Raw genomic sequence first — 26,921 nt, forward strand, 5'->3', positions numbered from 1 at the left:
GCGCGCCGCCCGCCCGTGGCCATTCCGGCCGCAGCGGCGGCGCGTCCGTCCCGGATCGCGGGCAAGACGCTGCCAGCCATGTGCAAGACTGTCCCCACTCGTAATCCCGGTACGACCGGAACGCACCCGCGCGCGGCCCCCGTCGCCTCACGGCAAATCGGGCCCGTCGCGCACTCCACCCGAAATCCAACCCACGAACGCGACTTTGGTTCCGCGCCCGCCGCCCGGAACCGGGGCGGCGGGCGCCGCAATCAGTTGTCGAGGAACGAGCGCAGCTTGCGCGAGCGCGAGGGATGCTTGAGCTTGCGCAGCGCCTTGGCCTCGATCTGGCGGATGCGCTCGCGGGTCACGCTGAACTGCTGGCCCACTTCCTCGAGCGTGTGGTCGGTGTTCATGCCGATGCCGAAGCGCATGCGCAGCACCCGCTCCTCGCGAGGCGTCAGGCTGGCCAGCACCCGCGTGGTGGTGTCCTTGAGGTTCGCCTGGATCGCGCTGTCGAGCGGCAGCACCGCGTTCTTGTCCTCGATGAAATCGCCGAGCTGGCTGTCCTCCTCGTCGCCGATGGGCGTCTCGAGGCTGATCGGCTCCTTTGCGATCTTCATCACCTTGCGGACCTTTTCCAGCGGCATCTGCAGCTTGGCGGCCAGTTCCTCGGGCGTCGGCTCGCGGCCGATCTCGTGCAGCATCTGCCGGCCCGTGCGCACCAGCTTGTTGATCGTCTCGATCATGTGCACGGGGATGCGGATCGTGCGCGCCTGGTCGGCGATCGAGCGCGTGATCGCCTGCCGGATCCACCACGTCGCGTAGGTCGAGAACTTGTAGCCCCGCCGATACTCGAACTTGTCCACCGCCTTCATCAGGCCGATGTTGCCTTCCTGAATGAGATCAAGGAACTGCAGGCCGCGGTTCGTGTATTTCTTGGCAATCGAGATGACGAGGCGCAGGTTCGCCTCGACCATCTCGGTCTTGGCCTGCCGGGCCTCCTTCTCGCCCTTCTGCACGGTGTGGACGATGCGGCGGAACTCGGGGATATCGACGCCGACGAGCTGGCCGATCTCGCCGATCTCGTTGCGCACCGACTCGAGCGCCGGGCGCTCGCGCTCGACCAGCCTTGCCCAGCCCTTGCCGGGCAGCCGGCCGATCCGGTCGATCCAGGTAGGGTCGAGCTCGGCGCCCCGGTACTCCTCGATGAACTCGCGCCGGTTGACCTGGTAGCGGTCGGCGAGCTTCGCAAGCGAGCCCTCCAGCGTCATGAGCCGCCGGTTGATGCCATAGAGCTGGTCGACCAGCGTCTCGATGCGGTTGGGATGCAGGTGCAGCGAGTTGACGAGCTCGACGATCTCCTTGCGCAGGCGCTGGTATTCCAGCTCCTGGTTGGCCGAGAAGCGCTCGGTCTCGGACAGCGCCGCGCCGATGCGGTTGTCCTGCATGTCGCGCAGCCGCGCATAGTCCGAGGCGATGCGGTCGAGCGTCTCGAGCACGCGCGGCTTCAGCGCCGCCTCCATCGCCGCGAGCGACAGGTTCGCCTGCGCCTCGTCGTCGTCGAGGTCGATCTCGGGCTCGGCGGCGCGGCCTTCCTCGGCCTCGGCGTCGCCCTCCTCGCGGTCGCGCCCATTCGGGCGCGAGGCGGCGGCGGCGGGTGCCTCCTCGGGCGCGGCGCGCTCGGGCGTCACCTCCTCGATGTCGGAGTCGTCGGTCGCGGCGCCGAAGGTCGTCTCGAGGTCGATGACGTCGCGCAGCAGGATCTTCTCGTCGTTCAGCTCCTGCAGCCAGACGGTGATCGCCTGGAAGGTCAGCGGGCTCTCGCACAGGCCCCCGATCATCGTGGCGCGGCCCGCCTCGATGCGCTTGGCAATGGCGATCTCGCCCTCGCGGCTGAGCAGCTCGACCGTGCCCATCTCGCGCAGGTACATGCGCACGGGGTCGTCGGTGCGGTCGACCTCGCCGCCCTGCGCCTGTGCCGCGACCAGCTCCTTGCCCTGCGCCTTGGCCTTGTTGGGGTCGTCCTCGCCCTCGGACTCCTCGTCCTCCTCGACGACGTTGACGCCCATCTCCGACAGGAGCGACATCACGTCCTCGATCTGCTCGGAGGAGAACTGGTCCGACGGCAGGACCCGGTTCAGTTCGTCATAGGTGATGTAACCCTTGGCCTTGGCCTTGGCGACCATCCGCTTGATGTCCGCCTGGCTCATGTCGAGCATCGGGCCCTGGACCTCGGTCTCCGGGGTCTCGGTCTGCTCTTCGTCCTTGGAAGCCATTCATACCTCGCTGTGCGGGCCTGCTGCGGCGCAGGCCCTCCCGGAGAAGCCGAGCTGGACAGCCGCGATCAGTCAGGACGGGCGGGCGCCTCGCTGGGCGCAGACCTGACGGGCCGGGATCCGCTGATTCGCCGTATGCTGCTGATTCGGGAATGTAGGCAAGAGCGCAGCGAACTCAAAGGGCGCGATCAGCGTTTTTTCGACCTGTAGACCTCGCGATCCAGCATTTCCTGGATCGGGCTGCGGCGCTCGGCGTCGCCGGGCGCGTCGCTGCCCAGAACCCCGCGCTCCAGCCGCTCGATCTCGGCGCCCGCGCGGCGCAGCCGGTGCGTCCAGCCCTCGTCCTCGGCGCCCAAGAGGTCGCGGCAGGCATCGGCGCGCTCGGCCTCGAAGGCCAGCGCCGCGGCGTGCCGGCCGATCGCCTCGGCCAGCACATCGCGCACGCGCTCGGCCGGCTGGCCGGGACGGGCCAGCGGATGCGCCCGCGCCTGCGGCACCCGCGCGAGCTGCGCGATCGGGTCGAAGCCGCAGCGCGCGGCGATGTCCGCGACCGTGGCAGCGCCATCCCGCGCGGCCAGCGCCTCCAGCAGCGCCTCGCGGATCGGCACATGGTCGGGTGTCGTCACCGCCATGGTCTCGAGCGCGCCCTCGACCTCGGCCAGCGCCTCGGCATTGTGGCAGGCGATCAGCAGGATCGCGGCCTCGCGGATGCGCGCGCCAAGCTGCCCGGCCTCGGCCCCCGCCCGCGCGAGGTCGGAATTCCGCGTGCCGGGCTGCGGCCCGCCGATATCCGGGATCGGGCCCCGCCCCCGCCGCGGCGCGCCGTTCTGCCAGCCGCCCTTGCCCCGCGCCGGCGCGGCCGGGCGCTGCGGGCGGAACAGCTCGGCCCGGCGCTGCCTGACCTCTGCGCGGTAGTGCTCGCGCACGCCCTGGTCCGAGATCCGCCCCAGCGCGGCCCTCAGCCGCCCGTCGAAGCCCGCCCGCGCCTCGGGCGTGTCGAGCGGCGCGTCGCCAAGCTCGTGGCGCCACAGCATATCGACCATCGGCAGCGCCGCGTCCAGCACCGCCTGCATCGCCCCCGACCCGCCCTCGCGGATCAGCTCGTCCGGGTCGCGCCCCGGCGGCATCAGGCAGAACCTGAGCGAGCGCCCTGGCGCGAGGTGCGGCAACGCCATCTCCATCACGCGGTGCGCGGCCCTCAGCCCCGCCGCGTCGCCGTCGAGCGCGAGCACCGGCTCGGGCGCGATCTTCCACAGGAGCTGCAACTGCTCCTCGGTGATCGCCGTGCCGAGCGGCGCGACCGCGTGCCCGAAGCCCGCGGCGACGAGGGCGACCACGTCCATGTAGCCCTCGGCCACGATCAGCCGGCCGGATTTTCCCGCGGCTTCGCGCGCGGGGCCGATGTTGAACAGGGTCCGACCCTTGTGGAACAGCTCGGTCTCGGGGCTGTTGAGATACTTGGCTTGCTGGTTCGGCATCAGCGCCCGCCCGCCGAAGGCGATGCAGCGCCCGCGCGCGTCGCGGATCGGGAACATCAGCCGCCCCCGGAAGCGGTCGAACGGCTCGCCCCCGTCGTCGGGCGCGATCACCAGCCCCGCCTCGACGGCCTCGGCCAGCTGCCCGCGCTCGCGCATCGCGCGGGTCAGGTAATGGCGGGCGTCGGGCGCATAGCCGATCTCGAAGCGCTTCAGCGTCTCGGCCGACAGCCCCCGCCGCTCGGCATAGTCGCGCGCCACCTGCCCCATGCCGGCGCGGAAGGCGAGGCCGTAGAGCCGCACCGCCTCCTCCATCGCCTCGAGCATGCGGCCCGCCCGATCGCGCCGCTCGGCCGCGCGCGGGTCGGCCTCGCGCTTCGGCATCTCCAACCCGGCCTCGGCGGCGAGACGCTCGACGGCCTCGATGAAGTCGAGGTTCTCGCTCTCCTTGACGAAGGTGATGAGGTCGCCCTTCGCCTGGCAGCCGAAGCAGTAATAGAAGCCCTTGCGGTCATCGACATGGAACGAAGGCGTCTTTTCCTGGTGGAACGGGCACGGCGCCCAGAAATCGCCCTTGCCGGGATTGGACTTGCGCCGGTCCCACGTCACCTTGCGGCCGACGATGTCCGACAGCGTCAGCCGGGCGCGCAGCTCGTCGAGGAAGGATGGCGGGAGCGACATGGGGCGCAGAGTATCCTCAGCGATGCGACGAGTCAGCCGAGTCGCGCAGCGATCGCCTCACTCGCCCGCCAGCAGCGGCCCGATCCCGGCCAGCGCCTCGTCCCAGCCCGGCGCGGTCAGATGCGCCTCGGGGCAATCGGGCATCACCCCGCGGATGTAGGGCGAGCCGGTGAAATAGACCCGCCCGACCTCGGGAGCGTGTTTGGCGGCCGAAGCAAGCTGGAGCGTTGAGTCGTCCACGAACACCACCGGCGCGGCGGCCTTGCGGCTGAGCCACGCCAGCGCGCGCCCCTTGCCGCCGGAATTGACCACCAGCGGCGCCTCGACGCCGATGCGCGCGAGGTTCGCCAGGCGATCCTCCCGCGCATGGCGCGGCACGTTGGTCAGCACCACGACCTGCGCGCTTTCGCCCAGCGCGCGGGCGGCCTCGACCGCGCCGGGCAGCGCGGCCTGGCGGTGTGCCTCCTCGGTGAAGAAGCGGTCGATCAGGTCGAGACAGTCGTCGAAGGGCAGCGGCACATCCTCGCCCGCCCGGAAGATCGAGCCCTCGAGCCGGTAGGCCCGCAGCCGCATCTCGTAGCCCAGCGGCACCAGCCAGCGCGCGAGGTGGCCCGAGAACTCGACCAGCACCTCGTCGCAGTCGAGCGCCACCAGCGGCTGCCCGCGCCGGATGTCGAGCGCGCCGAGTTCCTCCAGCGTCTGCGGGTCGATCCCCGATTCGATGGCGTCGAGGCTCATGCGCTCAGGTCCATTCCGGCACGGCGCCGCCGGGCAGCGCGGCGCGGGCGCGCAAGGGTTCGTCGGGCCGCAGCCCGCCAGCGGCGCAAAAGGCGATCAGCGCGACCTCGTCCGACAGCAGGTGGTCGAGCACGAAGCCGAGGAACTCGGGATCATTGATCCGCGCGCGCAGATCGCTCACCCCCGCCCCAGTCTGGCCGAGGAAGGCCATCAGCCGCTCCTCGTCCGCGGCGAGCCAGGCCAGTGCCCCGGCGGCCAGCGCCTCGGCCCTGCCGCGATCCATGATGCCGGAACCCATCCGCCGCTCCCCGCCGCGTCGCCTCGTCCCTCACATGCATCGGCACGCGGCGCGAGGCAAGCCCGCATCGGCCGCGGCGGGACGCGAGACCGCAGGGCGGCCGCGCAGCCGCTCCCTAGCGGCCGGCGCGCCGGTCGGCCCAGCGCCGCGCCGCTTCCTCGATCCGGTCGGCCATCTCGGCGCGCTCCGCGGGGGTCAGTCCGGTCGCGATCGTCACGAACTGGGCGTGAACGATGCCGTTCAACCGGCCGGAGGCCTCGCGCCGCTCGCCCAGCGCGGCGCTCAGCCGCTCAGGCGTGAAGTCGGGGGCACGGATCACCGCGACGATCTCGCGCTGCGCCGCCTCGATGCTGGCGCGCTCGGCCGCCATCGCGTCGCGCCCAGCCAGCATCATCGCGCGCGCCTCGTCCTGCCGGGCCTCGGGCAGCGCACGCAACAGGCGCGCCTGCCGCGGGTCCAGTCCGTCGCGGTCGCGATCGTGCCAGTGATGGTCGCGCATCGACCAGCCGCCGACCAGGCCCAGCACCGCGAGGTTCCCGGCCAGCGAGACCACCAGCAGTGCCCGCAGCCAGAGCGGGCAGCCGGGGCGCCCGGCGGGCGTTGCGACGTTCGTGTCTGCACTCATCCACATCTCTCCCGGACCCGGAGCGCGCCCTCGGGCAACGTCAGGGCCGCACTCAGAACGGCTGTTCTACGTCGAACAGGGCAAGCCCCGCGTCGGACACCACGATCACCTCGTCCTCGGCCGCCATGGCAACCGACACCATCTCGGGCTCGGGCCCGGCAAAGCCCGCGACGAAACCGAACACCAGCCCGGCGGCCAGCGCCGCCGCCGCGCCCATGCCTCCCATCGACCACCGCGCCTGCGCCCGTGGGCGCAAGGCCGCGGCGCGCCCGGCGCGCATCGCCCCCGAATGCGGCAGCGCCACGGTGGCGGGACGGCTGGCCGCGGCATCCGCCAGCACGCGCGCGACCAGCGCGTCGGACGGACCGGGGGCCGCGGCAGCCTCGGCCGCAGCGAGCCGGGCGATGGCGTGCTCGATGGCGGCCTCGTCGCCTGCGTTCATGCCGGGTTTCTCGTTACTCATGTCATCACTCCGGCCGATAGGGCGCGAGATCCTTCTGCAACTGGCGGCGTGCCCGCGCGAGCAGGCTCTCCACCGCCTCGACCGAGCAGTCGAGCCGCTCGGCGATATCGGGGTTCGACGCCCCCTCGAAATGCCGCAGCACCAGTGCGTCGCGCTGGCGGTCGGGCAGCGCCATGATGGCGCGCGCCAGCCTGCGCATGTCCTCGCCCGCCGCCAGCCGCTCCAGCGCGCCGGGCGTCGGGTCGGCGGGCTCGGGCAAGTCGTCCACGTTCGCGGTCGCCCGCCGCCGCCGGATGCGGTCGATGCACAGGTTCTGCGTGACCCGGTAGAGCCATGTCGACACCCGCGCCTCGCCCGCGCGCCAGGACGGCGCCTGCCGCCACAGCCTCAGCATCGCCTCCTGCGCGATCTCCTCGGCCTCGGCCTCGCTGCCCAGCACCCGCCATGCCTGACGCAGCACCAGCGGCAGGAACCGCTGGGTCAACTCGCGGGCCGCCGCCTGATCGCCCGCCGCATAGCGCGCGAGCAAGGCGGCCTCCTCCTCCGTCTCGCTCAGATCGAACATGCCGGCCATCCGGACGATCCGCACCCCCTGCCCTCGCCGCGGCCATGCTCCGCAGCCGTCGCGGATGAGAATGGTCGCGGGTCACTTGCGTCCACGGCCCGGTCCCGCCGCGCGCATCTCCTCGCGCGAGACCGCACCGTCGCCGTCGGCGTCGAGCCGCTCGAACCGGCGCTCTCCCCGGCTCGAGAACTCGGCGGCGTCGATGCGACCATCCCCGTTCGTGTCGAGCCGCGCAAACCTTTTCGCGACGCGCCGGGCGATGCGCGCCTCCTGCGGCGCGCGCATCTCGGCCTCGCTCAGCGTGCCGTCGCCGTCGGTGTCGAGGCGCTTGTGCCATGCGGCCTGGCCGCTCTCCATCTCGGCGCGCCCGATGCGGCCGTCGCCGTCGGTGTCGAGCCGCTCGAACATCCGCTCGGCCCGCGCTTCGCGACGCTCGGCGGCGGTCGGCTTGCCTTCGGCCGCCGCGGCGCCGGCGATGGCGACACAGGCGAGCGCGGCGAGCGACGCGGTCAGCGTGCGCGCCCGCGGCAGTGCAGACATCCAGCCCGGTTGCGATGACATCCTGGACATGATCCGACCCCTTGTATCTGTGGCGCCCCGCCGGTCCGGCGGCCGGCGCGTCCCGACCTGTCGATGCAAACGGCGCGGGCCGCGCATTCCGTCGCGGCACGCGCGCAACTTCAGGCCGGGTGGGGCCGGCGGATGGCGACACGGTGCCGCAATCGCCATGCGAGGGGGTGCGCGCGCCGGGCCGAGGCGCTAGATGCTTTCCATGCAACACGATCCCAACAGCTTCCTGCACGGATCCCAGCCGCTTGGCCGCCCGCTGGTGCCTGCGCTGCTGCGCGGCTGGCGCAAGCGCTGCCCCAACTGCGGCGGCGGTCCGATCTTCGCGGGCTATCTGTCCGTCCGCCCGACCTGCGCCGCCTGCGGCGAGGCGCTGCACCATCACCGCGCGGACGACCTGCCGGCCTGGGCCACGATCCTGATTGTCGGCCACCTGGTCGGCAGCCTGATGCTGTCGGTCGAGTTCTCGCTCGAGCCGCCGATGTGGGTGCATTTCGCGGTCTGGCCCACCCTCGCGCTTGGCCTCACGCTGTGGCTGCTGCCCCGGATCAAGGGTATGGTCGTGGCGATGCAGTGGGCCTGGCGGATGCACGGCTTCGAGGACGGCGGCAGCTGACCGCCGCACGCGTCTGGACAGGCGCCGCCCCCGCGCCATAGTCTCGACACGCGCCCGGATTTCGCCGGGCGCGGCATTCTGACAGGATTATTCGACATGGCCGAACCGGCGAAGGACACGCTGCGCGACGCGGCGACGGTGATCCTGATCCGCCGCGACGGCCCTGGCCCGGCGCGCGTGCTGATGGGGCAGCGCGGCGAGGCGGCGGCCTTCATGCCATCGAAATTCGTCTTTCCCGGCGGCGCGGTCGATGCGGCCGACCACGCGCTCGCGGCCCGCTTCGCGCCGCCCGCGGCGCTGGGCGCCCGGCTCGATATCCGCGCGCCCGCGGGCATCGGCGGCGCGCTGGCTCTGGCTGCGATCCGCGAGTTGTGGGAGGAGGCGGGGCTCGTCCTCGCCCGGCCCGGCGACGCCGACGCGCGGGCCGCCGCCGCCACGGCGCCGGGGCCCTGGCGCGACTTCCTCGGGCGCGGCTGGCGTCCGGCGACCGAGGCGCTCGACTTCGTGTTCCGCGCGATCACGCCGCCGGGGCGGCCGCGCCGCTTCGATGCCCGCTTCTTCATGGCCGACGCGGCAGGGCTCGCCACCGGCCCCGAGGCGTTCGAGGACATCGACCACGAGTTGTCGCATCTGAGCTGGCTGACCCTGCCCGAGGCTCGCGCGCTCGACCTGCCCTTCATCACCGAGGTGGTGCTGGCCGAGGTCGAGGCCCGGCTCGATGCGCCCTCGGGGCCGCGGCCCGCGCCCTTCTTCCGCCACGACGGCGGGAGGTCGTTCTTCGAAGCGATCTGAGGCCCGCGCGATGACGCGGAGCGCCACCAGAATCGGCGGACGGATCGGCGCCTGGAAGGGCCAGATCGCCCCCATCGCGGCGATCTCGCTGTTCGGGCTGTCGATGACCATGAGCTACCCGCTTTTCGCGCTGCTGCTGGAGCGGGCGGGGGCGAGCGGCGCCACGATCGGTCTCAACACCATGGCCGCGGCGGTGTCGATGGTGCTCACGGCGCCGATGATGCCGCGGCTGCTGCGTGCCGTCGGGATCGGCCGGCTGATGATCGGCTCGGCGCTGGTGATGGCCGCGATCTTCGCCGCCGTCCCGCTCCACGAGGGCATCGGCTGGTGGATGGCGCTGCGCTTCGCCTATGGCTTTGCCGGAACGGCGCTGTTCTTCGCCTCGGAGTTCTGGATCGTCGGCGCCGCCCCCGAGGCGAGCCGCGGGCGGATCATCGCGATCTATGGCATCTCGCTGTCGACCAGCTTCATGACCGGGCCGCTGCTGCTGACCGTCACCGGGCTCGAGGGCTGGCCGCCCTTCCTCGTCGCCGCCGCGATCCCGCTCGCGGGGCTCGTGCCCATCGTCTGGGGTCTCGCGAGCGCCCCGCCGATGGAGGACGAGGAACTGCCGCGCCTCGCCGACACGCTTCGCTATTTCGTCACCGATCCGGCGATGGTCTGGGCGGTCGTCCTCTTCGCCACCGTCGAATACGGCACGCTCGCGCTGCTGTCGGTCTGGGGCGTTCGCTCGGACCTGCCCGAGGCCGAGGCGGTGCTGCTGCTGTCGGCCTTCCCGCTCGGGGCGATCCTGATGCAGCTGCCGCTTGGCTGGGCGGCCGACCGGTTCGACCGGCGGCGGCTGCTCCTGCTCATCGCCGCGGTGATGATCGCGGCCCCCGTGGCGATCACCGGCCTCGAGCGCGCGCTGGGGCCGCTGGTGCCGGTGACGATGGTCTGGGGCGGGCTGGCCTCGGGTCTCTACCTGGTCGCGCTCACCGGGCTTGGCGCGCGCTATTCGGGTCAGCGGCTGGCGCAGGCCAATGCCGCCGTGGTGCTTGCCTATGGCGTCGGCGCGCTGGTCTCTCCCCTCGCACTCGGGGCGGCGATGGACGCGGCCGACCCCGACGGGCTGCTGCTGGGCAGCAGCGGTTTTGCCGCCGCCTTCCTCGCGCTGGTGCTGGCGCGGATGGCGCGGGCGCGCAAAACCCCTTGACTCGGGCGCGCCGACGGGTAGGAACGGCACTCGACTTCGCGGGCGCTCGATCCCGCGGCCAGGAACATGTGCGGGCGGCGGCGCCCGGAGCGAATGGGCGACGCGCGGCGCGCGGCCCGCAGAGGAGTGACGACGATGGCGAAGCCCACCACGGTGAAGATCCGCCTCAACTCGACCGCCGGCACCGGCTTCTTCTACGTGACCAAGAAGAACTCGCGCACCATGACCGAGAAGATGACCGTGCGGAAGTACGACCCGGTCGCGCGCAAGCATGTCGAGTTCAAGGAAGGCAAGATCAAGTAAGAACCCGACACGCGAGACAATCGCGGGGGACAGTCGGGCGGCCCATCGCGGCCGCCCGTTCGCGTTTCCGGGGCAGTCGCGCGCCGGCCCTGACGGCGGCGGGACAACGAGAAAGGGCCGGGGGTCGCCCCCCGGCCCTTCTCCGTTCCGGCCCTGCGGCCTGCGTCACTCGCGGTTCCCGAGGAACTGCAGCAGGAACATGAACATGTTGATGAAGTCGAGATAGAGGCGCAGCGCCCCCATGATCGCGCCCTTCTCGAGCCACGCCTCGCCGCCCGGCGTCGCGCGCATGCCGAGATACTCGTTCTTGATCGACTGCGTGTCATAGGCCGTCAGCCCCGCGAACAGCAGCACGCCGATCAGCGAGATCGCCCACTGCAGGCCCGAGCTGGCAAGGAAGATGTTCACGATCGAGGCCACGATCAGGCCGATCACGCCCATGATGAGGAAGGAGCCCCAGCCGGACAGGTCCTTTCTGGTCGTGTAGCCCCAGATCGACAGGCCGCCAAAGGCGATCGCGGTGATGAAGAAGGTCCGCGCGATCGACTCGCCGGTGAACACTGCGAAGATCCAGGCCATCGACAGGCCCATCACCGCGCCGAAGGCCCAGAACGTCATCTGCGCGGCCGAGGCGCTCATCCGGTTGATCATCGCCGCGAAGCCGAACACGAAGGCCAGCGGCGCGAACATGATCACCCACTTCAGCGGGCTGCCGTAGAGCGTGGCGATCGCGCCCGGCCCCAGGATGTAGGGCGCGGCGTCGCCGCCCTGCGATGCGACGATGGCCTCGCGGAAATCATGGCCGATCACCCAGGCGACGAGGCCCGTGATGACCATCGCACCCGCCATCAGCGCGTAGACCTTGTTCATATAGGCGCGCAGGCCCTCGTCGATTTCCGCGACGCGCGCACCGGTCGCAACGCGGCCTGTAGCGTAGTTCGGGTTCACCATGTCTCTGACCCTATGCTCCTGTTGCACTAAGAGAGGCGGCCGGCGGCCGCCCCTTCGTTATCCCGAGTGATGATATCGGAAACCGTGAGCGATGTTTCAAGGATTTCCGGCATCGTTACCCGGCCGCCATCCGCAGCACCCGCGCCGGCCGCAGGCGCAGCGGCCGAGCGGAAAATGTAAGCCCCGCCAGCAGGTTGAGTGCCGCACCCCCCAGCACCACCGCCAGGGCAGGCCCGATCCGCAGGGTGAAATCGGCATCCAGAACGAAATGTGTCACCGCCCAGGCGGCCAGCGTCCCCCAGATCAGCGCGACGAGTCCCGCCACCGCCCCCAGTGCCAGCGCCCTCAGCGCGAAACTGCCTAGGATGCGCCGGCGCGGCGCGCCAAGCACCTTCATCACCGCGGCCTCGCTCACCTGCCGCTCGGCCGCGGCGCCCGCTGCGCCGACCAGCACCGCGAGCCCCGTCAGCAGCACCGCCAGCGCCCCCCATCGCGTCGCCGCCCCAAGCGTCGCGAGTCCGTCCGAGACGCGCTCGATCTGGTCGCGCACCCGGATCGCGGTGACATTTGGGAAATCCCGTCCCGTTTCGCGCATCAGCGTGGCCTCGGCCCCCGGCGCGGCATGGACCGTGGCGATGTGCGTGTGCGGCGCCCCGGCCAGCGCGTCGGGCGACAGCACCATCAGGAATGAGATGCCCAGCGAGCGCCAGTCCACCTCGCGCAGGTTGGCGACCCGCGCCGTCACCGGCCGCCCGAGGATGTTGACGGTGACCGTCGAGCCCACGCCCAACCCCAGCTCGCGCGCCTCCTCGGCCGCGAAGCTGACCTGCGGCTCGCCGGCATGGGCCTCGGACCACCAGGCGCCCTCGACGATCCGGGCGCCGGGCGGGGGCGTGGCGGCATAGCTCACGCCCCGGTCGCCGCGCAGCACCCAGGCGCCGGCGGGGTCGATCGGCGCCTCGGCCGCCGGGATGCCGTTCAGATGCGTCACCACGCCGCGCAGCATCGGCGCAGTGGCGATGCGGCTCACGCCGTCGGTGCCCTCGACCATCGCGCGGAAGGGGGCGAGCTGGTCGGGCTGGATGTCGACGAAGAAGAAGGCGGGCGCGTCCTGCGGCAGTTCCGAGCGGATCAACCGCTGCATGTTCGCGTCGATCTGCCCGATGGCCGCGAGCACGCCCAGCCCCAGGCCCAGCGCCATCACCACGTTCGCGGCGCCCCCGCCCGGCGCGCCGATGGCCCCCAGCGCCAGCCGCAGCCCCGGCCGGTTGCGCGCGATCGGCCCATGCGCCAGCCGCCGCGCCCCGCGCGCCGCAAGCCACCCCGCGCCGCGCAGCACCGCCATGGCGCCGGCGATCGCCCCGATGACCCCCAGCGCCAGCTTGGGCGCGCCCGAGAGCGCCACGACCAGCGCGGCGAGCCCAAGCCCCAGCCCGCCCACCACCACCAGCGCCGCCCGATGCGGCCAGGCATCGATGCCGCCGCGCCCGCGCACGGCCACCCGCGCCGCCGCGCGATAAAGCGCTGCGGGCCGGATCTCGCGCAGCCACATCAGGGGCCCCAGCGCGAACAGCGCCGCGATCCCAGCGCCATAGACCGCCGCCAGCGCGAGCGGCGCGGGATAAAGCGCGAAGCGGGCTGGCAGCGGCAGCGTTCCGGCCATCCATGGGCCCGCCAGCGCCACCAGCCCGCCGCCCAGCGCCACGCCGAGACCGATCCCCAGCGCCGAGATGGCGCCGATCTGCATCAGATATGCCGCGAACACGGTGTCCGCCGAGGCCCCAAGCGTCCTGAGCGTCGCAATCGCCCCCAGCTTGCGAGCCAGATAGCCGCGCACCGCGGCGCCCACGCCGACGCCGCCCACCACCAGCGCGGCCAGCCCCACCAGCGTCAGGAACGCCCCCGCCCGCGTGACGAACCGCGCGATCCCCGGCGCTGCCTCGGTGCGGTCGCGCCAGCGCGCGCCCGAGTAGGGGAAGGCCGCCTCGAACGACGCGCGCAAGTCCACCAGGTCGATGCCTTCGGCCACGCGAAGGCGGTAGATCGTCTCGTAGAGCGTGCCGGGCCCCAAGAGCCCCGCGGCCCGCAGGCCTTCGCTTGCCACGATGACCCGCGGCCCGAGGGCGAAGCCACCCGACAGCCGGTCGGGCTCGGCCAGCAGCGCGCCGCGATACTCGAACTCGCCCGCCCCCAGCCGCACCCGCTGGCCGGGGGTCAGGCCCAGCCGCTCGGCCAGCACCGGCTCGGCCACCAGCCCCCAGGCGCCATCGCGCTGGGCCAGCGCGCCCGTGAGGTCCGTGCCCTCGATCTCGACAGCGCCGTAAAGCGGATAGGCTCCATCGACGCCCTTCACCTGCGCCAGCGCCCGCTCACCCTCGGTCGTGCCCAGCATCGAGCGCAGGTCGAACACCTCGGCCACCGGGCCCGCGCCCTCGATCCAGGCGCGCTCGGCCTCGTCGGCCGCGCGATAGGTGAAGGTGATGGCGACATCGCCGCCAAGGATCGCCTGCCCCTCGGCCGCCAGCCCCGCGCGGATCGCGGCCGTCACCGACCCCACCGCCGCGATCCCCGCGACGCCCAGCGCGAGGCATAGGAGGAAAATGCGGAACCCCGCCAGCCCCCCGCGCAGCTCGCGCCGGGCGAGCCGCGAGGCGAACCCCATCCGGGCCGCGAAGGCAGGCCGCGTCATGCCGCGGCCTCGCGCCGCTCCTCGCCCGCGATGCGCCCGTCGCGCATCGTCACGACGCGCGAGCAGCGCCGCGCCAGCGCCGTCTCGTGCGTCACCAGAACCAGCGTCGCCCCTTCCTCGGCGGCGAGGCCGAACAGGAGCTCGATCACCGCCTCGCCGGTGCGCCCGTCGAGATTGCCGGTGGGCTCGTCCGCCAGCAGAAGCCGCGGCCGCGGTGCCAGCGCGCGTGCCAGCGCCACGCGCTGCTGCTCGCCGCCCGACATCTCGGCAGGGTAATGCGTCAGCCGGTGCCCCAGCCCGACGCGCTCCAGCATGGCACCCGCACGCTCGAAGGCGTCGCGCGCGCCCGCGATCTCCAGGGGCGTCGCCACGTTCTCCAGCGCCGTCATGGTCGGGATCAGGTGGAAGGACTGGAAGACGATGCCGATGCTCTGCCCGCGCAGCCGCGCCAGCGCGTCCTCGCCTAGCGCGCTCAGATCCGCGCCCAGCACCTGCACCTCGCCCGAGGTGGCGCGCTCGAGCCCGCCCAGCACCATCAGGAGCGACGACTTGCCCGAGCCCGAGGGCCCAACGATGCCCAGCCGCTCGCCCCGCGCGACCTCGAGGTCGATGCCGCGCAGCACCTCGACATCGCCGGCCATGCTTGGCAAGGTCAGCCCCACGCTGCGAAGGCCGATCACCGTGTCCGTCATGCTCACCATCCCACGCCGCCTCTGGGGCTCATATGGACCGCGCGGCGCGTGGCGCAAGCGAATTGCCTGCCTCGCCATCCTGCTGGCCGCGGCGCTCGGCCCCGCCGCGGCTGCCGCCGCCCCCCGGATCGTCGCGATCGGCGACAGCCTCACCGCGGGCTACGGCCTGCCGCAGGGCGAGGGATTCGTGCCCCAGCTCGACGCTTGGCTAGCCGCCCAGGGCCAGCCCGAGGCCGAGGTCGTCAACATGGGCGTCTCGGGCGACACCACGGCGGGCGGGCGGGCCCGGCTCGAATGGGCGCTGGCCGACGGCGCGGATGCGGTGATCATCGCGCTCGGCGGCAACGACCTGCTGCGCGGGATCGAGCCCGCCGCAAGCCGCGCCAATCTCGACGCCATGCTGAGCGCGCTCGACGCCCGCGGCCTGCCGGTCCTGCTGGTGGGGATGCAGGCGCCGCTCAACTACGGCCCCGACTACAAGGCCGAGTTCGACGCGATCTTTCACGATCTCGCGGCGACGCACGGCGCGATCCTGCACCCCTTCTTCCTCGAGGGGCTGGTGGGACAGCCGGGCCTGCTCCAGGACGACGGGCTGCACCCGAACGCCGCGGGCGTCGCGCGCATGGTCGAGGCCATCGGCCCCCGCGTGCTCGAGCTGATCGGCCGGGCCGCGCCATGATCCGCGCCTTCGTCGGCATCCGGCCCCCGGGCGCCGTGGCGGCCTGCCTTGCCGCCGCCCAGGCGGGATTGCCGGTCGGCCGCGCGGTCGAAGCCGAGAACTTCCACCTCACCCTCGCCTTCCTCGGCGAGCAGCCCGAGCCGGTGATCGAGGACATGCACCACGCGCTCGACGACATTCGCGCGCCGCGGTTCGTCCTGCGGGTCGATGGGGTGGACCTGTTCGGCGGCGAGCAGCCCACCATCCTGCACGCACGCATCGCCCCCGAGCCGGGGCTTTCGCATCTGCGGGCGAAAGTGGCGCAGGCCGCCCGCGCCGTGGGCATCGCGCTGAAGGGCGGGCGATTCACGCCGCATGTGACGCTTGCGCGCCTCGGGCAAGGGCTCAGACCCGACGAGATCGCCGAGCTTCACCGCTTTGCCGCCATGCGCGCGGGGCTCGCCTGCCAGCCCTTCGAGGTGGAGGAATTCGTCCTCGTTCGCTCGCGCCTCGGCAAGGCGGGCCCGAGCTACGAGGACCTCGCGGCCTACCCCCTCGGCTGAGCGCGTCAGCCGGGGAGGCGAGCCGGGGCGTCAGCGGGCGTCCGTGTCCCAGAAGGGCCGCGCGGCTTCCGCCATCGCGTCGGCCCGGCTGAGGCCGATGTCCTTGAGCACGTGATCGGGCAGCGCCGCCAGCCGGCGCCGCTCGGCGGCAACGGTGAGCCAGCGCTCGATCGACGGCAGCGGCAGGCGAGCCTGCCGGAACGCGCGCGGGGCGAACAGGAGCGTCAGGGCGTTCATGGCGAACCTCATTCGTTTCACTGATCCAAAGCTGGACCGCCATCAGGATGAGTGATATATAGATGGGAGCGTTGCATAATCAAAATGAATGTTTGTTGGCAAAATCATCACGGATGGCGATGATGATCCGCAATCTCGACCTGACCGCGCTGCGCAGTTTCGTGACCGTAGCCGACACCGGCGGGGTGACGCGCGCGGCGACGCAACTGAACCTCACGCAGTCGGCCGTCTCGATGCAGCTCAAGCGGCTCGAGGAATCGCTCGGGCAGCCGCTGCTCGACCGCTCGGGCCGGGGGGTCGCGCTGACGCCGCAGGGCGAGCAGCTGCTCAGCTATGGGCGGCGGCTGCTCGGCCTTAACGACGAGGTCATCGCCCGCATGACCGACAAGGCCTTCGAGGGCGAGATCCGCTTCGGCGTGCCCACGGATATCGTCTATCCGCATGTCCCCCACATCCTGAAGCGCTTCGACCGCGAATACCCCCGGATGAAGATCAACCTGATGTCCTCCTACACCCGCAAGCTCAAGGAGATGCTGGACGCGGGCAAGGCCGACCTGATCCTGACGACCGAAGACGACTGCGACGCCGACGGCGAGACGCTCGCGACGCAGCGCCTCGTCTGGGTGGGCGCGCATGGCGGGATCGCCTGGCGCCAGCGCCCGCTGCGCCTCGCGTTCGAGCGGACGTGCCTGTTCAAGCCCTGGGCGCTGCGTGCGCTCGACGACGCCGGCATCCCGTGGGAGATGGCGGTAGACACCGGCTCGACCCGCACGGTCGAGGCGTCGGTCTCGGCCGACCTCGCGGTGCATGCGATGATCGAGGGCGCGGTGACCGACCGGATGGAGCCGATCGCCCATGGCGGCGCCCTGCCGGAACTGCCGACCACGCAGATCAACATGTACCAGACGCATGCCATCTCGATGCTGCCGCTCGACGCGCTCGCGGCGATGGTGCGGCAGGCCTATGGCGCGCAGGCGCTCCAGACCGCGGCGGAGTGAGCCGGCGGGCGAACCGCGCCCGCCCGCGATTGCCCCGCACGCCACACCCGCGCTGCCCCGCCCCCCCGGGCCGGGGCCTTCCTGCCCGACCCACGTCGCCCCTACCCCGCCTTCCGCGCCGCCAGCAGCAGGTTCGTCTCGGTGAGCCCGATCCCGTCCACCTCGCGCACGCGCCGCAGCAGCGCGTCGAAGGCCGGCAGGTCGCGGGTCTCGATCTCGGCCACCAGGTCCCAACGCCCGTTGGTGGCATAGAGCGCCCGGATCTCCGGGAACCCCCGCAGCCGGCGCACCACCGCCTCGGTGCCCTTGCCCTCGACCGCGACCAGCATCACCGCGCGCACGGCGTCCGCCTCGGGGGCGGCGAGCACCACGGTGAAGCCCTGCACCACGCCGTCCGCCACCAGCCGGTCGAGCCGCGCCTTCACGGTCGCACGCGACACCCCCAGCGCGGCGGCAAGGCTCGCCACCGGCGCGCGGCCGTCCGAGCGCAACAGCGCGATCAGATCACGGTCGAGCGTATCGAGCATCCTGCTCAGTCATCCTTGTCATTTTGGTAGATGCGTCGCTCAATCTGGCACATTCTCCGGCTTTTCGCCAACATCCCGATCCCGGATCATCCCCGCAAGCCCGAAACAGGGGGATTCGATGCAGCATATGGGACTGGAACTGATCGGCGTGCCGCTGGCGGCGGGCGGTGCCGGCGACGGCGCGGCGCTCGGCCCGGCGGGGTTGCGCCTTGCGGGGCTTGGCTCCGCGCTCGCGGCGCTCGGCCACGACGTACGGGACGCGGGCGACGTTGCCCCCCTCCCCCACGCCGCCGAGGCCGCGGGCCGGAACGGGGCCGAGGTCGCGGGCTGGGTCGGCGCGGTCACGCAGGCCGGGCTCTGCGCGGAGACCGCCGGGCGCCTGCCGGTCTACATGGGCGGCGACCACTCGCTGTCGGCGGGCTCGGTCAACGCGTCAGCCCTGAGGGCCGAGGCCGCGGGCAAGCCGCTGATCGTGCTCTGGCTCGACGCCCACACCGATTTCAACACGCCCGACACCTCGCCCTCGGGCAACATCCACGGCATGCCGGTGGCCGCGCTGACCGGCGAGGACGGCCTCGGCTTCCTCTATCGCGGCAGCCCGCGCGCCATCCTGCGGCCCGACCAGTTCTGCCTGCTCGGCATCCGCTCGGTCGACCGCGAGGAGGCCCGCCGCCTGCGCGCCCATGGCGTCGAGATCATGGACATGCGCCGGGTGGACGAGCACGGCATGGCCCGCCTGATCGGCCAGGTGATCGCCCGTGCCGAGGCCGAGGACGCGCTGATCCATGTCAGCCTCGACATGGACTTCATCGACCCCGCGCTCGCCCCCGGCGTCTCGACCCCTGTGCCGGGCGGCGCGAACCTGCGCGAGGCGCATCTCGCTATGGAAATGCTGTGCGACTGCGGCCGGGTCGCCGCCCTCGACATCGTGGAGCTGAACCTCTTCGAGGACGAGCGCGCCCGCACCGCGCGACTTGCCGTGGACCTTGCCGCCTCGCTCTTCGGCCGCCGTATCGTGGCCAACTGACATGGGAGACCGTTCGATGATCATGCACCCCGCCGATTTCCTGGCCGTCGAGGACCAGCTTGGCGCGCACAACTACAAGCCCATCGACGTGATCCTCAGCCGCGGCCGCGGCGTCTGGGTCTGGGATGTCGAGGGCAAGCAGTATCTCGACTGCCTCTCGGCCTATTCCGCCGTCAACCAGGGGCATTGCCACCCCAAGATCCTGCGCGCGATGACCGAGCAGGCCGGCAAGCTCACGCTGACCAGCCGCGCCTTCCGGAACGACCAGTTGGCGTTGTTCTACGAGGAGATCGCGGCGCTGACCGGCAGCCACAAGGTGCTGCCGATGAACTCGGGCGCCGAGGCCGTGGAAAGCGCGGTCAAGGCGGTGCGCAAGTGGGGCTACGAGGTCAAGGGCGTGCCGCAGGGCCAGGCCGAGATCATCGTCTGCCGCCAGAACTTCCACGGCCGCACGCTGGGCGTGGTGGGCTTTTCGACCGACCCCGACGCGCGCGGCGGCTTCGGGCCCTTCGCGCCGGGCTTCGTGGTCGTGCCCTTCGGCGACGCGGACGCCTTCGAGGCCGCGATCACGCCCAACACCGTGGCCTTCCTGGTCGAGCCGATTCAGGGCGAGGCCGGCGTCATGATCCCGCCCGCCGGTTACTTCCCCCGCGTGCGCGAGCTTTGCACCGCGCACAACGTGACGCTGATCCTCGACGAGATCCAGACCGGGCTGGGGCGCACCGGCAAGCTGCTGGCCGAGCAGCATGAAGGGATCGAGGCGGATGTCACACTGGTCGGCAAGGCGCTGTCGGGCGGGTTCTACCCGGTCTCGGCGGTGCTCTCGAACTCGGATGTGCTGGGCGTGCTCAAGCCCGGCCAGCACGGCTCGACCTTCGGCGGCAACCCGCTCGCCTGCGCCATCGCGCGCGCGGCGCTGCGCGTGCTGACCGAAGAGGGGATGATCGAGAACGCGGAGAAGATGGGCGACCGCTTCAAGGCGGGGCTCGAGTCGATCCGCTCGAACGCGGTGCGCGAGGTGCGCGGGCGCGGCCTGATGCTGGCGGTCGAACTCCACCCCGAGGCCGGCGGCGCGCGGCGCTATTGCGAGGCGCTCAAGGGCCGCGGCGTGCTGGCCAAGGACACGCACGGCCATTCGATCCGCATCGCGCCGCCGCTGGTCATCACCGAGGAGGAGGTGGACTGGGCGCTCGAGCAGTTCGACGCCGTGCTCACCGGGCGCGATCTCTGACACGCCTCATGCAAAATATTTGCTCTCGCGTGGAACCAACTGCGCGGGCGCACGTTTTCGCCTTGCTCGTATCTGCGAGCAGGCAGGCTGCAGGCGGGGCGCCGTAGGGGAGCCGCGCGCACGGGGGTGGGCAGCCAGCGCCCCCTGCGGCGTCACCGCAGCCGCAGCCAGCCAAAGCGCGAGGGCCGATGGCGGCTCATCTTGGATCAGCGGCGCAGCCGCTGATTTTCTCTTTATATCAATGTACTGTCCCCACCTTTGCGCGTGAGGTCTCGGCCCGTTACGGCGTCACCACGACCTTCCCGGTCGCCCGGCGCCCTGCCAGCAGCTCCAGCGCCTCGCCCGCCCGCTCCAGCTCCAGCACGTTCGAGACATGCGGCCGGATGCGGCCCTCGGCATACCACCCCAGGATGCGGCGGAAACTTTCGGCGAGGACCCGCGGCGCGAAGCGGTAATAGGCGCCCCAGTAGACCCCCAGCACGTCGAGGTTCTTGACCAGCAGGATGTTTGCCGGGATCTGCGGCACCTCGCCGCTCGCGAAGCCGATCGGGATCAGCCGGGCCTCGGGGTTCGCGGCCCTCAGCGCCGCCTTCCACTGCTCGCCGCCCACCGGATCATAGACCACGTCGGCGCCGCCCAGCGCCAGCACGGCCTCGCGCAGGTCGGTGCTCTCGGGGTCGATCAGGTGGTCGGCGCCCTTCTCGCGCGCGGTCTCGAGTCGGGCCGCGCCACGGGCGCAGGCGATCACCTCGGCCCCCATCAGCTTGCCGATCTCGACCGCGGTGAGCCCCACGCCCCCCGCGGCGCCCAGCACCAGCAGCCGCTCGCCGGCCTTCAGCCGGGCGCGGTGGCCGAGCGCAAGCTCCGAGGTCCCGTAGGCGACCTGAAGCGCCGCCGCGTCCGTGTCGGGCATCGCGTCGGGGATCGGCACGCAGGCCGCCGCCGGGGCGCAGACGAACTCGGCGAAGCCGCCCGCGCCGCACATCGCCGCGACCCGCGTGCCGGACGCCGGACCGTCGGCGCCGGGCCCCAGCGCCGCGACCGTGCCCGCCACCTCCATCCCCGGCGCAAACGGCAGCGCGGGCTTTTCCTGATACTGCCCCTTCATCATCAGCGTGTCGGCGAAGTTCACCCCGCAGGCCGCGACGCGGATCAGCACCTCGCCCGGCCCGGGCTGGGGAGGCGGCACCTCGTCGAGCCTCAGCGCGCCCCCGATCTCGTGCAGCCGCATTGCCCGCATTGCTCGCCCCTCTCGCTGTCTCGTGCCTCCCTCTGCTATAGCGTCGGGGAGGCTTCGAGACGAGGGGTCGATCATGCGGCACCGCCTTGACGACACGCGACGGGGCATCGCCCGATGAGCGCGGGCACGCCCGCCCCGCTTGCGGCCGGGCAGGACCCGGCGGCCATTGCCGGCCAGGGCGACGTGATCTTCGACGGCAGCGGCGGCAGAGGCGAGCGCGCCTATCACTGGCGCCACCTCAAGGGCGGCACGCAGAGCGAGCGCGCGCTGCTTGCCGACGCCGACATCCCGCAGAGCTTCGCCTGGGCGATGCTCGAGCGCGACACCCAGCCCCGCGTCGTCCGCGAAGGCCCGGCCACGCTCCTGATCCTGCGCGGCATCAACAAGGCCGCGAACGCCGAGCCCGAGGACATGATCTCGCTGCGGCTGGTGGTCTCGGGCACGCGGATCGTCTCGCTCGAGATCCGCCGCCTTCACTTCATCGACCGGCTGATCGCCGAGTTCCGCGCGGGCGCGGCGCCGGCCAGCGTGAGCGCCTTCGTCCTCAAGCTGGTCGAGGTCCTGCGCGAGGACGCCGAGATGGTGCTGGATGCGCTCGAGGACGACATCGCCCGGCTCGAGCAGAAGTCGTTGCGGCTCGCGGGCCAGCTCGACGGGCGCGACCGCGCCGAACTGGTGGACGCGCGGCAGGACGCGATCATGCTCCACCGCTTCATCGCGCCGCAGGCCACCGCGCTCGAGGCGCTGGGGCGGGTCCCGCCCGCATGGCTCGAGGACGCGGCCGCCCTGCGCGAGGAGGGCGAGGCCTTCCGTCGCATCAGCGCCGACCTCGACGCCCTGCGCGGCCGGGCGCAGGTCATCGCCGAGGAGATCAACATCGCGATGACCGAGCGCACCAACCGGATCATGCTCACGCTGTCGACCGTGTCGGTCGTGTTCCTGCCGCTCACCTTCATGACCGGGCTTCTGGGCGTGAACCTCGCGGGCATCCCGTTTGCCGAGCATCCGCTGGCCTTCTGGTGCTTTGCAGGCGTGCTCGTCGTCGTGACCGCGCTCGCGGTCTGGCTCGCGCGCCACCTCCTGCGCTGAGGCCCGCCGCCGCGCGGGCTTGCCCCCGGAGCCGATTTGCGCCACATGAGCGCCAACTCTCCGGAACATCGCGCGCGGGCCGCAGGCAGCCCCGGCGCGCCGCATCAAGGACGCGCCCCCAATGGATCTGCGCAACATCGCGATCATCGCCCATGTCGACCATGGCAAGACCACGCTGGTCGACCAGCTTCTGAAACAGTCCGGCGCCTTCCGCGAGAACCAGGCGGTGGCCGAGCGGGCGATGGACAGCAACGACCTCGAGCGCGAGCGGGGCATCACCATCCTTGCGAAATGCACCTCGGTCGAGTGGAAGGGGGTGCGGGTCAACATCGTCGACACGCCCGGCCACGCCGATTTCGGCGGCGAGGTCGAGCGCATCCTGTCGATGGTCGATGGCGTGGTGCTGCTGGTCGATGCCGCCGAGGGGCCGATGCCGCAGACCAAGTTCGTGACCTCGAAGGCGCTGCGCCTCGGCCTGCGCCCGATCGTGGTGCTGAACAAGGTCGACCGCCCCGACGCCGAGCCCGACCGCGCGCACGAGGAGGTGTTCGACCTCTTCGCGGCGCTGGGCGCGACCGAGGAGCAGCTCGACTTCCCCCTGCTCTACGCCTCGGGCCGGTCGGGTTGGGCGGCCGATCACCTCGACGACCCGCGCGAGGGACTGGGGCCGCTGTTCGACCGGATCGTGGCGCATGTGCCCGCGCCGGCGCAGGTGGTTCGCGCAGACGAACCCTTCGCGATGCTAGCCACCACGCTCGAGGCCGACCCGTTCCTGGGCCGGCTGCTCACGGGCCGCATCGAGTCGGGCCGCGTCCGGCAGGGCCAGACCATCAAGGCGCTGTCGCGCGAGGGGGCCGAGGTCGAGCGCTTCCGCGTCTCGAAGGTGCTGGCCTTCCGCGGCCTCTCGCGCACCGGCGTCGAGGAGGCCGGGGCGGGCGACATCGTCGCGCTCGCGGGCATGACGAAGGCGACCGTCGCCGACACGCTGTGCGACACCGGGGTGAGCGCGGCGATCCCGGCGCAGCCGATCGACCCGCCCACCATCACGGTGACCTTCGGCATCAACGACAGCCCGCTCGCCGGCCGCGAGGGCTCGAAGGTGCAGAGCCGCGTGATCCGCGAGCGGTTGATGCGCGAGGCGGAATCGAACGTCGCGATCCGCGTGGCCGACACGCCGGGCGGCGAGGCCTTCGAGGTCTCTGGCCGGGGCGAGCTGCAGATGGGCGTGCTGATCGAGAACATGCGCCGCGAGGGCTTCGAGCTGTCGGTCTCGCGCCCGCGCGTCATCATCCGCGAGGACGGCGGCCAGCGGCTCGAACCCATCGAGGAGGTGACAGTCGACGTGGACGACGCCTATTCGGGCGTGGTGGTCGACAAGCTGGCGCAGCGCAAGGGCGAGCTGGCCGAGATGCGCGCCGCGGGCGAGGGCAAGACCCGGATCGTCGCCCATGTGCCCAGCCGCGGCCTGATCGGCTATCACGGCGAGTTCCTGACCGACACCCGCGGCACCGGCGTGCTGAACCGCGTGTTCCACGACTGGGCGCCATGGCGCGGCCCGATCCCCGGCCGGCGGCAGGGCGTGCTGATCTCGATGGAGGGCGGCGACTCGGTCGCCTATGCGCTGTGGAACCTCGAGGAGCGCGGGCGGCTGTTCATCGGCCCCGGCGAGAAGGTTTACGAGGGCATGATCATCGGCGAGCACAGCCGCGACAACGACCTCGAGGTCAACCCGCTCAAGGGCAAGCAGCTCACCAACATCCGCGCCGCTGGCAAGGACGAGGCGGTGAAGCTCACGCCGCCCGTGCGGCTGACCCTGGAGCAGGCGATCGCCTATATCGACGACGACGAGCTGGTCGAGGTGACGCCCGGATCGATTCGCCTGCGCAAGCGCCTGCTGGACCCGCATGAGCGCAAGCGCGCCGCCCGCCAGGCCGGGTGACGAAACAGTGTATTGAAATCGGAGATGCAATCTGCAATTGTGTAAGCGTTGAGGAGGCCACAAAAGCACCCAGCTAGAGGTTGCAGGCGATCACAGTGTCTTGAGAACGGCATTGTGGAAGAATCGAGCGGTCCATGTCCGGTTTACAATCCAAGATGGAACGATTCCCGCGTCACGGGAATTGTGACGAATGGGTTCGCGTTCCGGGCAAAAAATCGCCCAGATTGCCGAGCACAACCATAAGCACAGTGGAAGATCGGAGAGGCGAGGAATGAAACACCCAGTAGATGTGCATGTCGGGCAGCGCGTGCGCCAGCGTCGCTGGATGATCGGGATGACGCAGCAGCAGCTCGCGAACAAGGTCGGGATCAAGTTCCAGCAGATCCAGAAATACGAGACCGGCGCCAACCGCGTCTCGGCATCGCGGCTTTGGGACATCGCGGATGCCCTGGACGTGCCGGTGGCATTCTTCTTCGAAGGCATCGACGAGGCCGTCGGCGAGGACGCGAAGGTCGCGGGCGACATGCTGATGGACAAGGAGGCGCTCGAACTGGTCCGGGCCTACTACTCGATGCCCGAGACGCAGCGCCGCCGGCTGTTCGATCTTGCGCGCGTGATGGGCGACGTCGCCTGACGCGCCCCAGGAACTGTTCCCTGACACGGACCCACTGCCACCGGCGCGGGTCCGTCTCACCTGCTCGATCCGCCCTTCGGGCCCTTCGGACATGACCGACGATCCCACTCTCGACGAGCTCGCGCGGCTCGCGCGCAGGCTTGCGGATGCCGCTGCGGCGGTGACGCTGCCGCGTTTCCGTGCGGCTGACCTCGCCGCAGAGGACAAGGGCGCGGCGGGCCTGTTCGATCCGGTCACCGCCGCCGACCGCGAGGCCGAGGCGGCGATCCGAGAGATCCTGGCGCGCGAGCGGCCCGAGGATGCGATCCTCGGCGAGGAACATGTCGCGCAGGCGGGGCGCAGCGGCCTCACCTGGGTGGTTGACCCGATCGACGGCACGCGGGCCTTCATCTCGGGCCTGCCGGTCTGGGGCACGCTGATCGCGCTCGACGACGGGGCGCGGGGGATCATCGGCATCGTCGACCAGCCCTTCACCGGCGAGCGCTTCGTCGGTCTCAACCGCGCCGATGGCGGGCGGGCGGTGCTGGAGCACCGCGGCATTGCGCGGCCGATCGCGACGCGGGCGGGGCGCGATCTTGCCGAGGCCACGCTGTTCACCACGGCGCCCGAGCTTTTCACGGCCCCCGAGCGCGCGGGCTTCGAAGCGATGCGCGGCGCCGCGCGGCTCACCCGCTACGGGACCGACTGCTACGCCTATGCGCTGCTGGCGATGGGACATGTGGACCTGGTCATCGAGGCCGGCCTCAAGGCCTATGACATCGCCGCGCCCAAGGCGCTGATCGAGGCCGCCGGCGGTATCGTCACCGGCTGGCGCGGCGAGGACTGCCGCTGCGGCGGGCGGGTGGTCGCGGCAGCGCATCCCGCGCTTCACGCGCAGGCCCTCGCGATCCTCGGTCAGGTCGAGCCCGGCTGAGAGGCGCGCCGCGCTCAGATGCCGTGACGGTCGAGGAAGGCGTCGATCGCCTGCCACGCGGCGGCGCGGACCGGGGCGGCCTCGAGGAAGATCTCGTGCCGGGCGCCCGCGATCTCGCCGATGTCGAGGCCAAGCCGCGGCGCGGTGCGGCGCAGCGCGGCAGGGTCGACGACCCGCTCCTCGCTGCCGATCAGTGCCAGCGCCGGCAGGCCGAGCGGGCGCGCGGCGCGCGCGATCCAGCGCATCTCGGCGGACGCGGCGTCGAGCCAGCCCAGCGTCGGCGCCTGTCCCAGCCGCAGCGCGGGCTCGCGCCGCAGCACCTCGACGATCCAGTCGAACAGGGCGCGGTCGCCCGTCAGCACGTTGCCGTCGAAGCCCTGCAGCACATAGGGCCTCGCGGGTTCGGGCAGCGGCGCCCATAGATGGTGCTGACCCAACCGCATCCCCAGCGTCACAACCACCGCGCTCGCCGCCCGAAGCGCGGGATTGAGCGAGATCCCCAGCATCGGCGCCGAGAGGATCGCGGCATCGGCCGCAAGCTCGCCCCTCAGCAGCGCGCCCAGCGCGATGCAGCCCCCCATCGAATGCGCGACGAGCACGCGCGGCCGCGGCAGGTCCGCGACTTCGGGCTGCGCGAGCAGGGCGGCGAGGTCTGCGCGATACTCGGCGAAATCGCCGACGTGGCCCTTCAGCGCGTCCGGCAGAACGCGGTCGCTGAGCCCTTGTCCTCGCCAGTCGAGTCCGGCCACCGCGAAGCCGCGCGCCGCCAGCGCGGCGGCGGGGATAGACAGCTTCTCGAGGAACTCGGTCCGGCCGGGCAGCAGGACCACGTGGCCGCGCCCGCCCGACGGGTTCCAAACCCCGCCGCGCAGGCCCACGCCGTCCGCCGCCGCGAACCGCAGCGGCCGGTCCCAGGCCGCGCCGCCCGGGGGCACGGCGGCGCCCGGGCCGTCCATC

Annotated in this window: 28 protein-coding genes; 13 read left to right on the top strand and 15 right to left on the bottom strand. The window is 71.8% G+C overall.

The genetic code is table 11. The features are described 5' to 3' along the window. Positions 1 to 251 precede the first annotated feature (251 nt). From rpoD to M1105_RS01990, 8 genes are all read right to left on the bottom strand, one after another. Positions 252 to 2,258, bottom strand: coding sequence for an RNA polymerase sigma factor RpoD (gene rpoD, locus M1105_RS01955; protein WP_249578665.1), 2,007 nt, complete (start codon positions 2,256 to 2,258; stop codon positions 252 to 254). Between the two features lie 188 nt (positions 2,259 to 2,446). Next, complete coding sequence (gene dnaG / locus M1105_RS01960; protein WP_249578666.1) at positions 2,447 to 4,414, bottom strand: DNA primase; 1,968 nt, start codon at positions 4,412 to 4,414, stop codon at positions 2,447 to 2,449. Positions 4,415 to 4,471: 57 nt separating this feature from the next. Next, positions 4,472 to 5,152 (bottom strand): HAD family hydrolase, encoded by a 681-nt coding sequence (locus M1105_RS01965; RefSeq protein ID WP_249578667.1) that lies wholly within the window; start codon positions 5,150 to 5,152, stop codon positions 4,472 to 4,474. A gap of 4 nt (positions 5,153 to 5,156) precedes the next feature. Then, the gene (locus M1105_RS01970) at positions 5,157 to 5,450 is read right to left on the bottom strand and encodes a DUF3572 domain-containing protein (RefSeq protein WP_249578668.1); all 294 of its coding nucleotides are present in this window, start codon (positions 5,448 to 5,450) and stop codon (positions 5,157 to 5,159) included. A gap of 115 nt (positions 5,451 to 5,565) precedes the next feature. Then, positions 5,566 to 6,075: a periplasmic heavy metal sensor gene (locus tag M1105_RS01975; protein WP_249578669.1), complete on the bottom strand. Its 510-nt coding sequence runs from the start codon at positions 6,073 to 6,075 to the stop codon at positions 5,566 to 5,568. Between the two features lie 52 nt (positions 6,076 to 6,127). Continuing rightward, positions 6,128 to 6,538, bottom strand: coding sequence for a hypothetical protein (locus M1105_RS01980; RefSeq protein ID WP_249578670.1), 411 nt, complete (start codon positions 6,536 to 6,538; stop codon positions 6,128 to 6,130). A gap of 4 nt (positions 6,539 to 6,542) precedes the next feature. Continuing rightward, positions 6,543 to 7,112 carry a sigma-70 family RNA polymerase sigma factor gene (locus M1105_RS01985; protein ID WP_249578671.1) on the bottom strand — a complete coding sequence of 190 codons (570 nt, stop codon included), beginning with the start codon at positions 7,110 to 7,112 and terminating at the stop codon, positions 6,543 to 6,545. Between the two features lie 72 nt (positions 7,113 to 7,184). Further along, positions 7,185 to 7,673 (bottom strand): EF-hand domain-containing protein, encoded by a 489-nt coding sequence (locus M1105_RS01990; RefSeq protein ID WP_249578672.1) that lies wholly within the window; start codon positions 7,671 to 7,673, stop codon positions 7,185 to 7,187. A gap of 202 nt (positions 7,674 to 7,875) precedes the next feature. Between M1105_RS01990 and M1105_RS01995 the strand changes: the two genes are divergently transcribed. From M1105_RS01995 to rpmG, 4 genes are all read left to right on the top strand, one after another. Then, entirely contained in the window at positions 7,876 to 8,286 is a 411-nt protein-coding gene (locus M1105_RS01995) for a DUF983 domain-containing protein (RefSeq protein ID WP_249578673.1), read from the top strand. 96 nt (positions 8,287 to 8,382) lie between these two features. Continuing rightward, entirely contained in the window at positions 8,383 to 9,078 is a 696-nt protein-coding gene (locus M1105_RS02000; RefSeq protein WP_249578674.1) for an NUDIX hydrolase, read from the top strand. 10 nt (positions 9,079 to 9,088) lie between these two features. Further along, on the top strand, positions 9,089 to 10,273 hold the full coding sequence (locus M1105_RS02005) for an MFS transporter (RefSeq protein WP_249578675.1): 1,185 nt from the start codon (positions 9,089 to 9,091) through the stop codon (positions 10,271 to 10,273). 135 nt (positions 10,274 to 10,408) lie between these two features. Then, the gene (gene rpmG / locus M1105_RS02010; RefSeq protein ID WP_200613306.1) at positions 10,409 to 10,576 is read left to right on the top strand and encodes a 50S ribosomal protein L33; all 168 of its coding nucleotides are present in this window, start codon (positions 10,409 to 10,411) and stop codon (positions 10,574 to 10,576) included. A gap of 165 nt (positions 10,577 to 10,741) precedes the next feature. On the opposite strand, the gene M1105_RS02015 is transcribed toward rpmG, so the two are convergent. The 3 genes from M1105_RS02015 to M1105_RS02025 all read right to left on the bottom strand — a co-directional run bounded on the left by M1105_RS02015 (position 10,742) and on the right by M1105_RS02025 (position 14,908). Then, the gene (locus tag M1105_RS02015) at positions 10,742 to 11,527 is read right to left on the bottom strand and encodes a Bax inhibitor-1/YccA family protein (protein ID WP_249578676.1); all 786 of its coding nucleotides are present in this window, start codon (positions 11,525 to 11,527) and stop codon (positions 10,742 to 10,744) included. 115 nt (positions 11,528 to 11,642) lie between these two features. Then, positions 11,643 to 14,189 carry an ABC transporter permease gene (locus tag M1105_RS02020; protein ID WP_249579035.1) on the bottom strand — a complete coding sequence of 849 codons (2,547 nt, stop codon included), beginning with the start codon at positions 14,187 to 14,189 and terminating at the stop codon, positions 11,643 to 11,645. A gap of 23 nt (positions 14,190 to 14,212) precedes the next feature. Further along, a complete protein-coding gene (locus tag M1105_RS02025; RefSeq protein WP_249578677.1) occupies positions 14,213 to 14,908 on the bottom strand; it encodes an ABC transporter ATP-binding protein in 696 nt (231 codons plus the stop codon). Here M1105_RS02025 and M1105_RS02030 point away from each other — a divergent pair. Further along, positions 14,907 to 15,587, top strand: a complete 681-nt coding sequence (locus tag M1105_RS02030; protein WP_249579036.1) for an arylesterase — start codon at positions 14,907 to 14,909, stop codon at positions 15,585 to 15,587. The genes M1105_RS02025 and M1105_RS02030 overlap by 2 nt on opposite strands. Further along, positions 15,584 to 16,129, top strand: coding sequence for an RNA 2',3'-cyclic phosphodiesterase (gene thpR / locus M1105_RS02035; protein WP_249578678.1), 546 nt, complete (start codon positions 15,584 to 15,586; stop codon positions 16,127 to 16,129). Before M1105_RS02030 ends, thpR begins: the two co-directional genes overlap by 4 nt. Positions 16,130 to 16,159: 30 nt before the next feature. On the opposite strand, the gene M1105_RS02040 is transcribed toward thpR, so the two are convergent. After that, entirely contained in the window at positions 16,160 to 16,366 is a 207-nt protein-coding gene (locus M1105_RS02040) for a DUF1127 domain-containing protein (RefSeq protein WP_249578679.1), read from the bottom strand. A gap of 122 nt (positions 16,367 to 16,488) precedes the next feature. On the opposite strand from M1105_RS02040, the gene M1105_RS02045 reads away from it, so the two are divergent. After that, complete coding sequence (locus M1105_RS02045) at positions 16,489 to 17,364, top strand: LysR family transcriptional regulator (protein ID WP_249578680.1); 876 nt, start codon at positions 16,489 to 16,491, stop codon at positions 17,362 to 17,364. Positions 17,365 to 17,465: 101 nt separating this feature from the next. Here the strand turns inward: M1105_RS02045 and M1105_RS02050 are convergent, their stop codons facing one another. Further along, positions 17,466 to 17,891: an Lrp/AsnC family transcriptional regulator gene (locus M1105_RS02050; RefSeq protein ID WP_249578681.1), complete on the bottom strand. Its 426-nt coding sequence runs from the start codon at positions 17,889 to 17,891 to the stop codon at positions 17,466 to 17,468. Between the two features lie 118 nt (positions 17,892 to 18,009). Between M1105_RS02050 and rocF the strand changes: the two genes are divergently transcribed. Beyond that, positions 18,010 to 18,918, top strand: a complete 909-nt coding sequence (gene rocF / locus M1105_RS02055; RefSeq protein WP_249578682.1) for an arginase — start codon at positions 18,010 to 18,012, stop codon at positions 18,916 to 18,918. A gap of 16 nt (positions 18,919 to 18,934) precedes the next feature. Continuing rightward, positions 18,935 to 20,149, top strand: coding sequence for an ornithine--oxo-acid transaminase (gene rocD, locus M1105_RS02060; RefSeq protein ID WP_319936756.1), 1,215 nt, complete (start codon positions 18,935 to 18,937; stop codon positions 20,147 to 20,149). Between the two features lie 280 nt (positions 20,150 to 20,429). On the opposite strand, the gene M1105_RS02065 is transcribed toward rocD, so the two are convergent. Then, positions 20,430 to 21,389, bottom strand: coding sequence for an NADPH:quinone oxidoreductase family protein (locus tag M1105_RS02065; RefSeq protein ID WP_249578683.1), 960 nt, complete (start codon positions 21,387 to 21,389; stop codon positions 20,430 to 20,432). 114 nt (positions 21,390 to 21,503) lie between these two features. On the opposite strand from M1105_RS02065, the gene M1105_RS02070 reads away from it, so the two are divergent. From M1105_RS02070 to hisN, 4 genes are all read left to right on the top strand, one after another. Further along, positions 21,504 to 22,478 (top strand): CorA family divalent cation transporter, encoded by a 975-nt coding sequence (locus M1105_RS02070; RefSeq protein ID WP_249578684.1) that lies wholly within the window; start codon positions 21,504 to 21,506, stop codon positions 22,476 to 22,478. Between the two features lie 121 nt (positions 22,479 to 22,599). Beyond that, complete coding sequence (gene typA / locus M1105_RS02075) at positions 22,600 to 24,417, top strand: translational GTPase TypA (RefSeq protein WP_249578685.1); 1,818 nt, start codon at positions 22,600 to 22,602, stop codon at positions 24,415 to 24,417. Between the two features lie 271 nt (positions 24,418 to 24,688). Further along, positions 24,689 to 25,051, top strand: coding sequence for a helix-turn-helix domain-containing protein (locus M1105_RS02080; protein ID WP_249578686.1), 363 nt, complete (start codon positions 24,689 to 24,691; stop codon positions 25,049 to 25,051). Between the two features lie 91 nt (positions 25,052 to 25,142). Then, positions 25,143 to 25,964: a histidinol-phosphatase gene (gene hisN / locus M1105_RS02085; protein ID WP_249578687.1), complete on the top strand. Its 822-nt coding sequence runs from the start codon at positions 25,143 to 25,145 to the stop codon at positions 25,962 to 25,964. Between the two features lie 14 nt (positions 25,965 to 25,978). Here hisN and M1105_RS02090 read toward each other — a convergent pair whose 3' ends face one another. Further along, on the bottom strand, positions 25,979 to 26,920 hold the full coding sequence (locus M1105_RS02090; protein ID WP_249578688.1) for an alpha/beta fold hydrolase: 942 nt from the start codon (positions 26,918 to 26,920) through the stop codon (positions 25,979 to 25,981). Position 26,921: the final 1 nt, after the last annotated feature.

It is taken from the genome of Thermohalobaculum sediminis, from assembly GCF_023487995.1.
Lineage (GTDB): Bacteria > Pseudomonadota > Alphaproteobacteria > Rhodobacterales > Rhodobacteraceae > Thermohalobaculum > Thermohalobaculum sediminis.

Coding starts and splice junctions, on each gene's coding strand:
- rpoD (WP_249578665.1), bottom strand. CDS start 2,258: ATGGCTTCCAAGGACGAAGAGCAGACCGAGACCCCGGAGACCGAGGTC.
- dnaG (WP_249578666.1), bottom strand. CDS start 4,414: ATGTCGCTCCCGCCATCCTTCCTCGACGAGCTGCGCGCCCGGCTGACG.
- M1105_RS01965 (WP_249578667.1), bottom strand. CDS start 5,152: ATGAGCCTCGACGCCATCGAATCGGGGATCGACCCGCAGACGCTGGAG.
- M1105_RS01970 (WP_249578668.1), bottom strand. CDS start 5,450: ATGGGTTCCGGCATCATGGATCGCGGCAGGGCCGAGGCGCTGGCCGCC.
- M1105_RS01975 (WP_249578669.1), bottom strand. CDS start 6,075: ATGAGTGCAGACACGAACGTCGCAACGCCCGCCGGGCGCCCCGGCTGC.
- M1105_RS01980 (WP_249578670.1), bottom strand. CDS start 6,538: ATGAGTAACGAGAAACCCGGCATGAACGCAGGCGACGAGGCCGCCATC.
- M1105_RS01985 (WP_249578671.1), bottom strand. CDS start 7,112: ATGGCCGGCATGTTCGATCTGAGCGAGACGGAGGAGGAGGCCGCCTTG.
- M1105_RS01990 (WP_249578672.1), bottom strand. CDS start 7,673: ATGTCCAGGATGTCATCGCAACCGGGCTGGATGTCTGCACTGCCGCGG.
- M1105_RS01995 (WP_249578673.1), top strand. CDS start 7,876: ATGCAACACGATCCCAACAGCTTCCTGCACGGATCCCAGCCGCTTGGC.
- M1105_RS02000 (WP_249578674.1), top strand. CDS start 8,383: ATGGCCGAACCGGCGAAGGACACGCTGCGCGACGCGGCGACGGTGATC.
- M1105_RS02005 (WP_249578675.1), top strand. CDS start 9,089: ATGACGCGGAGCGCCACCAGAATCGGCGGACGGATCGGCGCCTGGAAG.
- rpmG (WP_200613306.1), top strand. CDS start 10,409: ATGGCGAAGCCCACCACGGTGAAGATCCGCCTCAACTCGACCGCCGGC.
- M1105_RS02015 (WP_249578676.1), bottom strand. CDS start 11,527: ATGGTGAACCCGAACTACGCTACAGGCCGCGTTGCGACCGGTGCGCGC.
- M1105_RS02020 (WP_249579035.1), bottom strand. CDS start 14,189: ATGGGGTTCGCCTCGCGGCTCGCCCGGCGCGAGCTGCGCGGGGGGCTG.
- M1105_RS02030 (WP_249579036.1), top strand. CDS start 14,907: ATGCTCACCATCCCACGCCGCCTCTGGGGCTCATATGGACCGCGCGGC.
- M1105_RS02025 (WP_249578677.1), bottom strand. CDS start 14,908: ATGACGGACACGGTGATCGGCCTTCGCAGCGTGGGGCTGACCTTGCCA.
- thpR (WP_249578678.1), top strand. CDS start 15,584: ATGATCCGCGCCTTCGTCGGCATCCGGCCCCCGGGCGCCGTGGCGGCC.
- M1105_RS02040 (WP_249578679.1), bottom strand. CDS start 16,366: ATGAACGCCCTGACGCTCCTGTTCGCCCCGCGCGCGTTCCGGCAGGCT.
- M1105_RS02045 (WP_249578680.1), top strand. CDS start 16,489: ATGATCCGCAATCTCGACCTGACCGCGCTGCGCAGTTTCGTGACCGTA.
- M1105_RS02050 (WP_249578681.1), bottom strand. CDS start 17,891: ATGCTCGATACGCTCGACCGTGATCTGATCGCGCTGTTGCGCTCGGAC.
- rocF (WP_249578682.1), top strand. CDS start 18,010: ATGCAGCATATGGGACTGGAACTGATCGGCGTGCCGCTGGCGGCGGGC.
- rocD (WP_319936756.1), top strand. CDS start 18,935: ATGATCATGCACCCCGCCGATTTCCTGGCCGTCGAGGACCAGCTTGGC.
- M1105_RS02065 (WP_249578683.1), bottom strand. CDS start 21,389: ATGCGGGCAATGCGGCTGCACGAGATCGGGGGCGCGCTGAGGCTCGAC.
- M1105_RS02070 (WP_249578684.1), top strand. CDS start 21,504: ATGAGCGCGGGCACGCCCGCCCCGCTTGCGGCCGGGCAGGACCCGGCG.
- typA (WP_249578685.1), top strand. CDS start 22,600: ATGGATCTGCGCAACATCGCGATCATCGCCCATGTCGACCATGGCAAG.
- M1105_RS02080 (WP_249578686.1), top strand. CDS start 24,689: ATGAAACACCCAGTAGATGTGCATGTCGGGCAGCGCGTGCGCCAGCGT.
- hisN (WP_249578687.1), top strand. CDS start 25,143: ATGACCGACGATCCCACTCTCGACGAGCTCGCGCGGCTCGCGCGCAGG.
- M1105_RS02090 (WP_249578688.1), bottom strand. CDS start 26,920: ATGGACGGCCCGGGCGCCGCCGTGCCCCCGGGCGGCGCGGCCTGGGAC.